Below are 13,548 nucleotides of genomic sequence, written 5' to 3' on the forward strand. Positions count from 1 at the left end.
ATAGTTAGAATGATCATTCCTTCATATCAAAACACCCGCTTCGCAATCTGCCGAATGTTATCGCTTTTACCCATGGAGTAATAATGAAGCACGGGGACTCCGTGATCGAGTAGCTCTTTACTTTGAGCGCTGCACCATTCAATCCCCAATTGCCGCACGGCGGCGTTGTCTTTGCATTTTATGGCTTCTTTGATCAGTGCTTCAGGCAGGTCCACATGAAAACGGTGCGGGATTAGGTTGAGTTGTTTTTTAGTGGCTAAGGGTTTTAATCCTGGAATGATAGGCACCTCAATTCCCGCTGCACGGCAGCGTTTTACAAAATCAAAATACTTCTCATTGTCAAAAAACATTTGAGTCACTATGTACTGGGCTCCGGCTTCTACCTTTTTCTTTAAAAAGTGCAGGTCGCTTTCCAAATTCGGAGCCTCCATATGCTTTTCCGGATAACCGGCTACTCCGATACAAAAATCAGTACAGGCAGAATTTTGGAGTTCCACGTCCAAATAAGACCCGTGATTGAGCTGATCAATTTGTTTTACCAAATCCACCGCATAGGTATGTCCGTCTTTTTCTGGAGAGAAGTAGGTCTCATTTTTTACAGCATCGCCGCGCAAAGCCACTACATTGTCAATTTCTAAAAAGTCCAGATCTATCAAAAAGTTCTCCGTGTCTTCTTTGGTAAAGCCGCCGCAGAGAATGTGCGGAATAGCATCTACCTGATATTTGTTCTGAATTGCAGCACAAATACCCACGGTTCCAGGGCGCTTCTTCACCACCTGCCGCTTGAGAAGTCCATCTTCCAATGGAATATAAATGTATTCTTCCCTGTGGTAGGTCACGTCAATAAACGGAGGTTTAAACTCCATCAAAGGGTCAATACTCTCAAAGATCGCATCAATACTTTGCCCTTTCAATGGCGGTAAAATTTCAAAGGTAAACTGTGGGTTCCCTTGTGCTTTAGCTATATGGTCAGTTACTTTCATGATCTATTTTTTGTTTTGGCGTTCCCTTGCCGTTGGCAGGTCGCGCTTTTCGCTGCAAGTCCTCGCAAGCTGCGGGCTTTCCGCTGCAATCGCTAACGCGATCCAATGGCGAGGTTAGGATGCAACCATTTTTCTGCTTTTTCTAGAGTTATTCCTTTGCGTTGGGCGTAATTGATCAGTTGATCTTCTGTGATCTTACCCAACCCAAAGTACTTGGACTCTGGATGCGCAAAATAATAGCCAGACACCGAAGCCGCAGGCCACATGGCCAAACTCTCTGTTAAGCTCACCCCTATATTCTCTTCAACTTTTAAAAGCGACCAAAGTGTCTCTTTTTCCAAATGGTCCGGACAGGCTGGATAACCTGGCGCAGGCCTTATACCTCGATACGCCTCCTGGATGAGCCCTTGGTTGTCTAAATCTTCCCCTGCGGCATATCCCCAGTGCTTCATGCGCACTTCTCGGTGCAAATATTCTGAATAGGCTTCTGCAAAACGATCGGCCAAGGCTTGAACCATGATCGCGTTGTAATCGTCATGCTCACTCTTGTAGCGGTCTGCTAAATCCTGTGCACCAAAGATGCTCACGCAGAATGCGCCAATATGATCGGTGATTCCGCAGTCTTGCGGAGCAATAAAATCAGCGAGCGCCAAATTGGGAACACCATCACGTTTTTTGAGTTGCTGTCTCAAGGTTCTGAATCGTGCCAATTCTTGCTTTTGGTCACTCACTATAATGTCGTCGTGATCTATTGAATTGGCCTGAAAAATTCCAAAGATCGCCCGAGCTTTCAAGCTTTGGTCTGCTAGCAATTGAGAGATCATTTCCTGAGCATCTGCATAGAGTTGTTGGGCTTCTTGTCCAACTATATCATCCTCCAAGATCTCTGGAAACTTGCCGTGTAGATCCCAACTTCTAAAAAAGGGACTCCAGTCAATAAATGGAAGCAGATCAGTTAGGGTAGTGGAGGTGGTTTTTTTGATCCCAACAAAGTTTGGAGCCTCAGGCTTAAAAGTGCTCCAATCAATCTCGTATTTTTTGTCGCGTGCCTCGTCCAAGGAAATATAGCTCTTCTGTTTACCGCGGTTTAAAAACTTGGTTCGGAAGCTTTCGTATTCCTCCTTGAGATTGGCCGTATAACTTTCAGCCGATCTTTTATTGAGCAAATCGCCAACAACAGTAACTGCCCTTGAAGCATCATTGACGTGCACAACAGCGTGTTTGTATTGGGTGTCTATTTTAACGGCCGTATGCGCTTTAGAGGTTGTAGCACCTCCAATCAATAGGGGAATTGCCAAATTATGACGCTCCATTTCTTTGGCTAAAAAGACCATTTCATCCAAGGAGGGTGTGATTAAACCAGAAAGGCCAATGGCGTCAACCTGTTGCTCAATAGCGGTTTCAATGATCTTCTCTGGAGGTACCATAACGCCCAGATCAATGATCTCGTAATTATTGCATCCCAAGACCACAGAGACAATGTTTTTACCAATATCGTGCACATCGCCTTTTACCGTAGCCATTAAAATCTTACCAAGCGACTGCTGTTTATCACTTTTCTCTTCTTCTATAAATGGATTCAGATAAGCCACTGCTTTTTTCATGACTCGGGCAGATTTGACCACCTGAGGCAGGAACATCTTTCCAGAACCGAACAGATCGCCAACCACACCCATCCCGGTCATTAATTGTCCTTCTATCACATCTAAAGGGCGCTCACTGAGCAGGCGGGCTTCTTCTACATCTTCCACAATAAAGGCATCAATCCCTTTGACCACAGCATGGGTTATGCGCTCCTGAAGTTCTTGTTTGCGCCACTGCAGATCGACCGTTTTGGCCTTTTTTGTACCCTGAACGGTCTCCGCAAAAGCCAACAATCGCTCTGTGGCATCGTCTCGTCGATCCAGAATGACGTCCTCTACATGTTCCAAAAGATCTTTGGGAATACTGTCATACACCTCTAACAAGGCTGGGTTTACAATTCCCATATTCATTCCCGCTTTGATGGCGTGATACAGAAATACGGAATGCATGGCTTCTCTCACGGTATTGTTCCCTCTAAAAGAGAAAGAGACGTTACTCACTCCACCACTAACACTGGCATGAGGTAAATGCGCTTTTACCCAACGAGTACCTTCAATAAAGTCTACCGCGTTTTTACGATGCTCTTCCATCCCCGTGGCCACCGGGAAGATGTTCAGGTCAAAGATGATGTCTTGGGGAGCAAAGTTTACTTCATCCACAAGAATAGTATAGGAGCGTTCGGCAATTTCTATCCGACGTTGATAGTTGTCTGCCTGTCCAACTTCGTCAAAAGCCATAACCACCACAGCGGCGCCATAGCGTTTGATCTTTTTTGCCTGAGCAATAAACTCTTCTTTGCCTTCCTTGAGACTTATGGAATTTACCACGCCCTTTCCCTGAATCACTTGAAGCCCAGCCTCAATGATCTCCCATTTAGAGCTGTCTATCATGATCGGTACGCGCGCTATGTCGGGCTCTGCAGCAATCAGGTTTAAAAACTTGACCATGGCTTTTTTTCCGTCAATAAGACCATCGTCCATATTGATGTCAATGATCTGAGCTCCTCCTTCAACCTGGTGTCGAGCTACAGCAACAGCTTCTTCAAATTGCTCCTCTTTTATCAGTCTTAAGAATTTTCTGGAACCGGCTACGTTGGTTCGTTCTCCAATATTGATGAAGTTACTCTCGGGAGTGATCACCAAAGGTTCAAGGCCGGATAACTTTAAATATTTTGGGGTATCGCTCATTTATAGTGTAATTGGTCTAGGAGTCACTTGTTCTGCTACCTTGGCAATGGCTTTGATGTGCTCCGGAGTAGTACCACAACAGCCTCCAACTATATTCACAATACCATTGTCCAAATAACTTTTAACCTGTACGGACATTTTATCGGGAGTTTCATCGTATTCTCCAAAAGCGTTGGGTAAGCCTGCGTTGGGATAGGCAGAAATTCCAATGTTGGTTTTGCTCGATATGGCTTCCAAATAGGGTTGCAACTTTGAAGCCCCTAAAGAGCAGTTGAAGCCAACGGTGATCAGATCGGTATGTGATATGGAGATCAGAAAGGCCTCCGCAGTTTGCCCCGATAGTGTTCTCCCAGAAGCATCTGTAATAGTTCCACTAACCATAACGGGGGTGTTGTTATTGCGCTCTTCTTTGACCTCTTCTATAGCAAATAATGCAGCCTTAGCATTTAAGGTGTCAAACACGGTCTCTACCAGCAGAATATCAACGCCGCCATCTAATAAAGCCTCTGCTTGTTGCTTATATGCCACACGCAATTCGTCAAAGGTTATGGCTCTGAACCCCGGGTCATTCACGTCTGGAGACATGCTGGCGGTCTTATTAGTAGGGCCTATAGATCCCGCAACAAAGCGTGGCTTGTTCGGTTGTTTTTTAGAGAATTCTTCTGCCTTTGCCTTAGCGATTTTTGCAGATTCAAAGTTGAGTTCATAAACCAAGTCCTCCATTTGGTAATCGGCCATAGCTACTGTGGTGCCAGAAAAGGTATTGGTCTGTATGATGTCCGCACCGGCATCAAGGAATTTATGGTGGACTTCGGCTATTGCCTCCGGTTGGGTAATGGACAAGAGATCATTGTTGCCCTTAAGGGGAATCGAGTAGTCTTTAAATCGCTCTCCCCGGAAGTCTTCTTCTGAGAAATTGTAGCGTTGCAACATGGTACCCATGGCTCCATCGAGCACAAGTACACGCTTTTGCAGTTCATTATATAAGTTCGGCATTCCTGATGATTAGGTTTTACTATTATCAGGAAAGAGGAAGAGTATTCTCCGTTATCTGTTCTGCTTCTCGCAGTAGAATTTAGCACCTTCTTTGCTTGTCAAAGGGTTGCTAAGGTTTCATAGGGTCTATTCCCTCCACCTTTCGTGATAACACAATTTGTTTTAGAACGTCAGAGCAAATATAGTTAAAAAAGTTTCTGATCAAATCAAAAGCCAACAGATGTCCGCAGCTTAGCAGATCTACTAGCGTTTGTATTTTAAATCCTGAGCTTTTATCTCTCGAGTCCATAAAGGCTGACCGTCCTTGTCTCGAATAGTAATGGTCAACACCCGATCAGTTCTGGGACCGCTAACATTGAGCAGTCCAAAATTGTGTTGGCCTACAAAGGTTTCTTCTATGCCGTTTGTGTTCAGGACTTCTTTGCTGTTGTTTGCGCCTGCGGTAAGCGAGGAGCAAGTTAAATCGTAAAGCGGATAAACACTTTGGTTCTCTTGTTGCTTGCTGAGGATGGTATGATGCCTGTCCCCATCCAAAAAGACTACTCCTTCAATACGGGCATCGCGAATTTTCTTGATCAGATAGTGTCTTTCATCTGCAAAAGTAGCATGGTTCTCAAACCAAGCTTCTGTGCTTAATACTTGTCCACCAATCACTATAAACTTAAATGGAGCGCGGCTCGAAGCTAAGGCATTAATAAGCCAATCGATTTGCTCTTTCCCAAGCATCTGCCGATCCTCGGTATAGTTCCTGTTTGATGTTCTGTGATAGCGGTTGTCCAACAAGAAAAACTCCAGATCTGCCCATTGAAAAGTACCGGTAATTCCACCTTCTCCTGTTACATCGTAGTTTGGGTTTGCCCAAAACAGTTTGAAAACTTCAGTGGCTGTTTCTTTCAGGGAATAGCTTCCGTCTGAATTATTGGGTCCAAAATCGTGATCGTCCCAAGTTGCATAATGGTGAGTGGAAGCCAATAAGGGTTGCATTTCTGCAAGCGAACGAGTATGGGTATAACGGTGCAGAAATCCGGTGCGAGAATTCCAATCAGCTTCTCGTAAATACGTATTGTCTCCCAACCAGATCATAAAATCTGGTTTTTGCTCGTGGATTGCGGTAAATATTTCATACTCGCTGCCGTATGGTTTCCCTGGACGATCAAATCGAGCTTCATTGACATAATTACAACTACCAATGGCAAAATTCACTTCCGGTGGGTCCGTGCGCCACTGCCATAATTCTTGACTTTGGAAAGTCATCGGGTAGTCTCGCTTTACGCGTTTGTTGTTTATGTATAATTCATACGTATACGTGTTACCAGGAAGCACTTGGTCTGCAATTATTTGAGCGACATAAGCAGTGCTTTTTTGGGTTTCAACCTGCTCGGTTTTGAATCTGACTTTAGGATTTCCTTGCTCGTAATATTCAAAATGAACTTCTGCTTCCTCTGTAGTTTGTGCCCAAAGCATCACCTCGCGCATGGTAGAATAGCCAACCATTGGCCCAGATTGCAATAGATCTTGCGCTAGTGGTGCAGGAGAAAAAACAAAAAATACAGTCAGAAATAGTATGAATCGCATAGCGTTGGTTGGTTTTAATGATATCCAAAAGGAGAAACAAAGGTAGTTTATCTGTAGTATTTTGCGTTTGAAAACCTTTAAGGGCTTATTAAATTTTAGGTTGGCGTATTGGTTTATGGGGGATTGTTAAATTTTAGCGGTAACAATTAGTACCTTTAAGCAATTGAAAAACCACAGATAATGAAACGATATCTTCCACTTCTGCTCTTAGCCGCTATGATGACGGCCGTCTCCTGTAAAGAGAACAAACAGACCGACTCAGAAGCGACAACTGCTTCAGAAAATCTGCAACCTAGCATCAAAGGAGAGGCAGTGAGTTACGCCTCAGATTCTACAAACCTAAAAGGCTATATCGCCTATGATGAGAACCTAAAAGGGAAGCGCCCTGGAATTTTGATCATTCATGAGTGGTGGGGTCACAATGACTACGTGCGAGAACGCGCAGATATGTTGGCTAAGCTTGGCTATACGGCCATTGCTGTTGATATGTACGGTGATGGTAAGCAAGCCAGTCATCCCGATGATGCTGGTAAGTTCGCCATGAGTGTGATGAGCAATCTGCCTGAGGCTAAGGCGCGATTCAATGCAGCTGTTGCCTTGCTTCAAGCTCATGAAACAGTGGATGCCGATAAACTTGCTGCCATTGGATATTGTTTTGGAGGAAGTGTAGCCTTAACCATGGCAAATTCTGGTGCTGACCTGGATGCTGTTGCGGCATTTCATTCTGGAGTCACTTTGCCTGTAATGCCTAATGAGCAGCTCAAAGCTCGTGTTTTAGTCTGTAATGGAGGCGCCGATTCCTTTGTGAGTGAAGAATCTGTTGGAGTTTTTAAAAGTGCCATGGATTCTATAGGAGCGACTTATGAATACATCTCATATCCTGGGGTGGTGCATAGTTTTACCTCCAAAGAAGCAGATGCCAACGGAGAGAAATTTGGTCTTCCTTTAGCTTATGACGCAGATGCAGATCAAAAATCATGGAACAGTTTACAAGAAATGCTCAACGAAGTATTTAAATAGAGTCCCAACCGAAAGTCAATGAAATTGAAAATTTATGGAGTGCTTTTGATCCTTTGTATTCAAGGGGTTTTTGCACAAGACAGAATTACAGGAGAAGCCTTTGCCACACGTTCTGTGGTTTTGGGCCAAAACGGGATGGTAGCTACCAGTCATCCTTTAGCTACTCAGATTGGTTTACAAATTTTGAAAGATGGTGGGAACGCCATTGATGCCGCAATAGCTGCCAATGCGGCTTTAGGGCTTATGGAACCCACGGGCTGTGGTGTTGGGGGTGATCTATTCGCCATAGTTTGGGATCCAAAAACACAAAAGTTATACGGCTTGAATGCTAGTGGAAGATCGCCAATGGACCTTTCTCTGGAGTACTTTAAGCAGAATGATATGAGTAAAATCCCGTCTCACGGTCCTTTGCCAGTGAGCGTACCCGGAGCGGTTGATGGCTGGTTTGAACTACACAATAGATTTGGTTCTAAACCTATGACTGATATTTTGGCCCCAGCCATTAGTTATGCAGAAAAAGGTTTTCCACTTACCGAACTGATCGCTTGGTATCTGCAACGTAGCGTTCCGTTTTATGAATCAAAGGGATTCCCCAATATTGCCGATACGTATAAAGTACAGAACGGAGGGCAATTGCCAATGGAAGGTCAGATCTATAAGAATCCGTATTTGGCGGAGACCTACAGAAAGATCGCAGCTGGTGGACGCGATGCCTTCTACAAAGGTGAGATTGCCCAAGTGATTGGTGAATTCATTCAGCAGCAGGGCGGATTTTTATCTGCTGAGGATTTGGCGGCACACAAATCAGAATGGGTTGAACCTGTATCTGTGAATTACCGCGGTTATGATGTATGGGAGTTACCGCCAAACGGTCAAGGTATCGCCGCTTTGCAGATGTTGCAAATTTTAGAAGGCTATGATTTTTCTCAGATTGAGTTTGGGAGTGAAGAGCATTTGCATTTATTCACGGAAGCTAAAAAATTAGCCTTTGAAGACCGGGCGAAGTATTATGCCGATATGGACTTTTTTGATGTTCCAGTGGAACAGTTACTCTCTGACGCCTACGCAGAAGAGCGCCGTGCCCAAATAGGTCAAAGAGCAGGTACCTACAATGCAGGGGAGATCTCTGCGGGTGAGACCATTTATATGACTGTTGCTGACAAAGACGGAACCATGATCTCCCTTATACAAAGTAATTATCGTGGAATGGGCTCTGGAATGGTGCCGCCCAAATTGGGCTTTATGCTCCAGGATCGTGGCGAACTTTTTAGTTTGGTTCCCGGGCAGGCCAATACCTTTGAACCTGGTAAAAGACCTTTCCATACAATTATTCCTGCTTTCATTACCAAAGATGGAAAACCTTATGTGAGTTTTGGTGTTATGGGTGGAGATTTTCAGCCTATGGGGCATACCCAAATTGTGATGAATCTTATTGATTTTGGCATGAATATTCAAGAAGCCGGAGATGCTCCACGATGGGATCACACCGGTGGTGCAAGTCCTATGGGAGCTACCACCACTAATACGGGGACCATTAGAACGGAATCTGGAATTCCGTATTCCACTATCCGTGGTCTGATGGACCGAGGACATCGAATTGGTGCGGCCAGAGGTGTCTACGGAGGATATCAAGCTATTCTTTGGGATGATGAGAACAAGGTGTATCACGGAGCTTCTGAGAGTCGAAAGGACGGCCAAGCGGCTGGCTATTAATTCTGCCGGATAATTATGTCAAAGAATCCCCTGAGCTCCTTGAGCTTGTTTAAACGAGTGCCGCACGCAGTTACCATGCTGTTTATCATTATCGTCCTGGTAACGATTTTGAGTTATGTGCTTCCCGCTGGAACCTATGAAAGAGAAGTGGTCAATGGGAAGAGTTTTGTGGTTCCGAATTCATATAAAATTATTCCTTCAACACCCATTGGCTTGTTGGATATGTTTAAGGCGATTCCTTTGGGCTTTAAAGCAGCCTCAGAGATCATTTTCATCGTCCTTGCAGGTGCTATTATGTTTGGCTTTATGGAGCGGTCCAAAGCCGTAGAGAATGCGGTCGGTACTTTGGTAAAGAAATTAGGTTCTCGAAATAAAAACTTGATCATCGTGATCATGACCTTTGTTTACGGTTTGCTGGGGATAGCCGTGGGTTATGAGAACAATATTGCAATGGTACCCATTGCCGCAGTTTTAAGCCTTGCTTTGGGCGGCGATTTAATTTTAGCTGCGGGAATATCTGTGGGTGCTATGACCATTGGTTTTGGGCTCTCACCAATTAACCCGTATACCGTAGGAACGGGTCATAAAATTGCAGAATTGGCCATGTTCTCGGGCTGGCTCCTTCGTGGGATCTTGTGTTTGGGTGCTTTGAGCGTGATGGCCTACTACAACGTCCGATACTTTAAAAAAATAACCAAAGATCCGCAGAAGAGCCTCTCCAAAGATCTAGATGTTTCTGACATGAAATTATCACAACCGCTTTCCGCCTACAAGGTAAGTGGTCAGAATTGGATTGTAATTGCAATTTTCCTCATTGGACTGCTCGTTATTCTTTATGGAGTGTTCAACTTGAATTGGTACATCAATGAGCTCTCGGCCATATTTTTAATGGTTGCCCTTATCTGCGGATTAGTATCCCGAATGGATGCGACACAAATGAGTAATACCACCCTGAAGGCAGTAGGCGTGGCAGCTCCTGGCGCATTTATGGTCGGGCTTGCCACCTCTATTAAAGTATTGATGGATACGGGAAATATCAGTGATACAATTTCTCATAATTTGGCAGAGCTTTTGGATGGATTGCCGCTTTATGCCTCGGCAGTGAGCATGGCCTTATCTCAATCGGTAATAAACTTTTTTATCCCTTCTGGAAGTGGGCAAGCCTTGGCTACTTTACCAGTAATGCTACCTTTAGGGGAATCCTTAGGACTCAGCAAACAGATCACAATATTGGCTTTTCAGATTGGAGATGGTCTCTCTAATCTTGTGAACCCGACCTTAGGAGGACTCATCGCCATGTTGAGTATGTGTCGTGTTCCAATTGATCGTTGGGTCCGGTTTATTTTTCCAGTTTTAATCACCTTATTATTGATGGCTTTTACAGCCCTAGTCGTGGCGGTTGCCATTAATTACGTATAACTATGAATGTTGAAGAAATTTTAGCAAAATTGGTGAGCTTTCCCGTATTAGGTGGGGAGAGTAACCTCAGTATTATTTATTGGATCAAGTCCTATATAGAATCACATGATATTGAAGCCTACCTCGTCCCCGATGAGACCGGTGAAAAGGCATCATTACACTGTAGAATTGGTCCTGCGGTGGACGGTGGAGTGATCCTCTCAGGGCATACAGATGTGGTCCCAGTAGCAGGTCAAGAGTGGCATACAGACCCTTTTGTCTTGACAGACAAAGGCGATGGAAAACTTTACGGACGTGGTTCGTGCGATATGAAAGGTTTTGTGGCGATCTGTTTGGCAATGTTGCCAAAAATGAAGTCGGCAGCACTTAAAAAGCCCATTTACTTTGCCTTCTCCTATGATGAAGAAGTAGGCTGTTTAGCAGGACCGGAATTGGCAAAGACTTTGAGAACCTTTTATCAGGAAACTCCAAAGTACGCTATCATTGGCGAGCCTTCTATGATGGAAACCATCGCTGGGCAAAAGGGTATTTACATATTAGAGACCTACGTATACGGATCAGAAGGACACAGCAGCAGAATCAAACAAGAGGTGAGCGCTATTCACGAATCCATGCGACTTATTCTGTGGTTGGAACAAAAAATGGATCGTCTCATTGAGGCCAACCGAACAGATGATCGATTCCATCCGTCGCATTCCACCATACATATTGGGAAGGTGGAAGGTGGTATTGCGCCCAATGTCATTGCGAACAAAGCTCATTTTTATTGGGATTTGAGAACCATTCCTAAAGACGACATCTTTGAAATAGTTAAAGAATTTGAAGCCTATTGCGAATCTCGTGAACAAAGCTTGCGGAGCGTTTTTCCGGACTTTAAAATTGAGACGGTTGAAAATCACCCGCCAGTACCTCATTTAGACACTCAAGCAGAGGATGATGTGGTAAGCCTTATCAACAGACTCACCGGAAATTCTAAACTCAATACGGTTTCTTACGCCGCAGAAGCCGGTCAATTTGCCAATGAAGGTTTTCAGACTGCTATATGTGGTCCTGGCTCCATTGCTCAAGCGCATAGGGCCAATGAGTTCATCAGCAAAGAACAGTTGGAATTAGGTGTACAAATGATGGAGAGGCTCATCAAAGAGTTGTCCTCAGAGTCTTTTAAGTAAAAGCCTAATTGGCCGCGACTGATCTCCCAAAACTTGGCTGCAGGTTTGAAAAGGGATATTTGTTGTACATTTATTTGCAACCAATCAAAAATCACATCTCATGGGAAAATTTACCCTTGGCAGTCTGTTGTCGCTTTGTTTAATACTGGCTTTAGTTAGCTGTAAAGAAGAAACTGGACCCTCAGAAGCAGAGCAAGCAGAAGCAGCATTGATCGCCAAGGCGATGGAAATTCACAAACGAGTCCTGACCCTAGATACCCATGCAGATACACCTCTGCGACTCATGGAGCCAGGCTTTGACTTAGCAGAACGGCACGATCCAAATGAAACCGGCTCGAAAGTAGATTACCCCCGCATGATTGAAGGCGATTTGGACGCCATCTTCTTTGCGGCCTTTGTAGCACAAGATATCAGGGATGTTGATGGAAACTCACGAGCAAAAGCTTTGTGTTTGCAAATGATAGATTCCATAGTAGCATCTACAGAGCGCAATGCTGATTTGGTTGGTCTTGCATTGAATCCAGACGATGCCTATGCCTTAGAGAAGGCTGGAAAGCGCGCCATATATATCGGAATTGAGAATGGTTATCCCATTGGGAATGATCCAGAAAACGTTTCCTTGTTTTATGAAAAAGGGGTGCGCTATATCACTTTGGTACACTCTGCCAACAATGATCTAGCAGATTCTGCCACGGACGATCAAGGCGAGGAGCACGGGGGTTTAAGCGACATTGGTGTTGAAGTGGTCAAGCGAATGAATCGTTTGGGGATTATGGTGGATGTGTCTCACGGAAGCGACAGCCTGTTCTACGATGCCTTAAAGTATTCCAAGGCTCCAATAATTGCCTCGCATTCCAATGCCAGAAGCGTTACCAATCACCCGAGAAACATGAGTGATGAAATGCTGACGCTTATGGCCAAAAATGGTGGAGTAGTGCAGCTGACCATGTTGGCCGACTATTTGAGAGAAGCTCCGCCAAATCCGGCTAGAGATTCCGCTATGGCTGCCTTTAGAGCCAGTATGAAACCTATTTCAGAAATGACTGATGAAGAGCGTGAAGCCCTGCGTAAAACCTTTAATGAGATCAATGAAAAGTATCCAGCACTTCCAGCTACAGTGAAACATGTGGTTGATCATATTGACCATATCGTAAAAATTGCAGGGATTGACCATGTAGGTATTGGTTGTGATTTTGATGGTGGTGGCGGTATTGAAGGCGTTTTTGATGCCAGTGAAGTGATGAACATCACCATTGAACTAGTGCGTCGCGGGTATACGGAGGAGCAGATTGCGAAGATCTGGGGTGGAAACTTGATCCGTGTGTTCAAGGAAGTTCAAGCCAAGGCTCAAGAAATCCAAGCTGCAGAGACTAATTCGTAATTTTTGTGTTGTGTTTAGACCGTTATTGGTTGTAATAGGGTTCTTATTTACAACATCGCTCGTAGCGCATCCCTTGCGCTTATCACTATGTGAGATAGAGTATACCCAGTCTAAAGACTTACTCACGGTGAATCTGAAGCTCTTTCTAACTGACGTAAATGAAGCAATAACCTTTGATCCTTACAGCAAAGAATTGGCCTTTTGCCAGTCTAATGAAGCTTCCAATGCGGAGCAGTTACTGATGGAATACTTGAATAAATTCTTCTATGTCAAGGTCAACGGGAAACGGGTCGACCTTAAAATTAAAAGCAAACGCCTCAGTGGAGAAGGTGATAATACCGCGCTTTGGGTTTATTTTGAACAATCGCAATCGGAGCGAATTCAAGATTTGGAAATAAAGAATGCTGTATTCACTGATTTGTTTTTCGACCAAAACAATATCGTTTACATTCATGCAAATGGCGACTCAAAAAGTATTATGCTCAATAAAAAAACCAAAACCCATCAAATAGACTTCTAGT

At 44.3% G+C, this 13,548-nt stretch carries 10 protein-coding genes and 1 riboswitch; of the genes, 6 read left to right on the plus strand and 4 right to left on the minus strand.

The genetic code is table 11. The features are described from left to right. Positions 1 to 26: 26 nt before the first annotated feature. The 4 genes from metF to HRT75_RS02695 all read right to left on the minus strand — a co-directional run bounded on the left by metF (position 27) and on the right by HRT75_RS02695 (position 6,325). A complete protein-coding gene (gene metF / locus HRT75_RS02680) occupies positions 27 to 983 on the minus strand; it encodes a methylenetetrahydrofolate reductase [NAD(P)H] (protein ID WP_291182461.1) in 957 nt (318 codons plus the stop codon). 92 nt (positions 984 to 1,075) lie between these two features. Next, complete coding sequence (metH, locus tag HRT75_RS02685; protein ID WP_291182462.1) at positions 1,076 to 3,754, minus strand: methionine synthase; 2,679 nt, start codon at positions 3,752 to 3,754, stop codon at positions 1,076 to 1,078. Continuing rightward, the gene (locus tag HRT75_RS02690) at positions 3,755 to 4,750 is read right to left on the minus strand and encodes a homocysteine S-methyltransferase family protein (RefSeq protein ID WP_291182463.1); all 996 of its coding nucleotides are present in this window, start codon (positions 4,748 to 4,750) and stop codon (positions 3,755 to 3,757) included. A 48-nt stretch (positions 4,751 to 4,798) separates the two neighbouring features. After that, positions 4,799 to 4,904: riboswitch (SAM riboswitch) on the minus strand. A gap of 89 nt (positions 4,905 to 4,993) precedes the next feature. Continuing rightward, entirely contained in the window at positions 4,994 to 6,325 is a 1,332-nt protein-coding gene (locus tag HRT75_RS02695; RefSeq protein WP_291182464.1) for an alkaline phosphatase D family protein, read from the minus strand. 180 nt (positions 6,326 to 6,505) lie between these two features. On the opposite strand from HRT75_RS02695, the gene HRT75_RS02700 reads away from it, so the two are divergent. The 6 genes from HRT75_RS02700 (at position 6,506) to HRT75_RS02725 (ending at position 13,547) form a co-directional block, all read left to right on the plus strand. Next, on the plus strand, positions 6,506 to 7,345 hold the full coding sequence (locus HRT75_RS02700; RefSeq protein WP_291182465.1) for a dienelactone hydrolase family protein: 840 nt from the start codon (positions 6,506 to 6,508) through the stop codon (positions 7,343 to 7,345). Between the two features lie 18 nt (positions 7,346 to 7,363). Beyond that, positions 7,364 to 9,058, plus strand: a complete 1,695-nt coding sequence (gene ggt, locus HRT75_RS02705) for a gamma-glutamyltransferase (RefSeq protein WP_291182466.1) — start codon at positions 7,364 to 7,366, stop codon at positions 9,056 to 9,058. A 15-nt stretch (positions 9,059 to 9,073) separates the two neighbouring features. Beyond that, positions 9,074 to 10,477: a TIGR00366 family protein gene (locus tag HRT75_RS02710; RefSeq protein ID WP_291182467.1), complete on the plus strand. Its 1,404-nt coding sequence runs from the start codon at positions 9,074 to 9,076 to the stop codon at positions 10,475 to 10,477. Positions 10,478 to 10,479: 2 nt separating this feature from the next. After that, entirely contained in the window at positions 10,480 to 11,646 is a 1,167-nt protein-coding gene (argE, locus tag HRT75_RS02715; RefSeq protein WP_291182468.1) for an acetylornithine deacetylase, read from the plus strand. Positions 11,647 to 11,746: 100 nt separating this feature from the next. Next, positions 11,747 to 13,027 (plus strand): dipeptidase, encoded by a 1,281-nt coding sequence (locus HRT75_RS02720; protein WP_291182469.1) that lies wholly within the window; start codon positions 11,747 to 11,749, stop codon positions 13,025 to 13,027. A gap of 10 nt (positions 13,028 to 13,037) precedes the next feature. Next, positions 13,038 to 13,547: a DUF6702 family protein gene (locus tag HRT75_RS02725; RefSeq protein WP_366665012.1), complete on the plus strand. Its 510-nt coding sequence runs from the start codon at positions 13,038 to 13,040 to the stop codon at positions 13,545 to 13,547. Position 13,548: the final 1 nt, after the last annotated feature.

The sequence above is a fragment of the Gilvibacter sp. genome (genome assembly GCF_013214815.1).
GTDB lineage: Bacteria > Bacteroidota > Bacteroidia > Flavobacteriales > Flavobacteriaceae > Gilvibacter.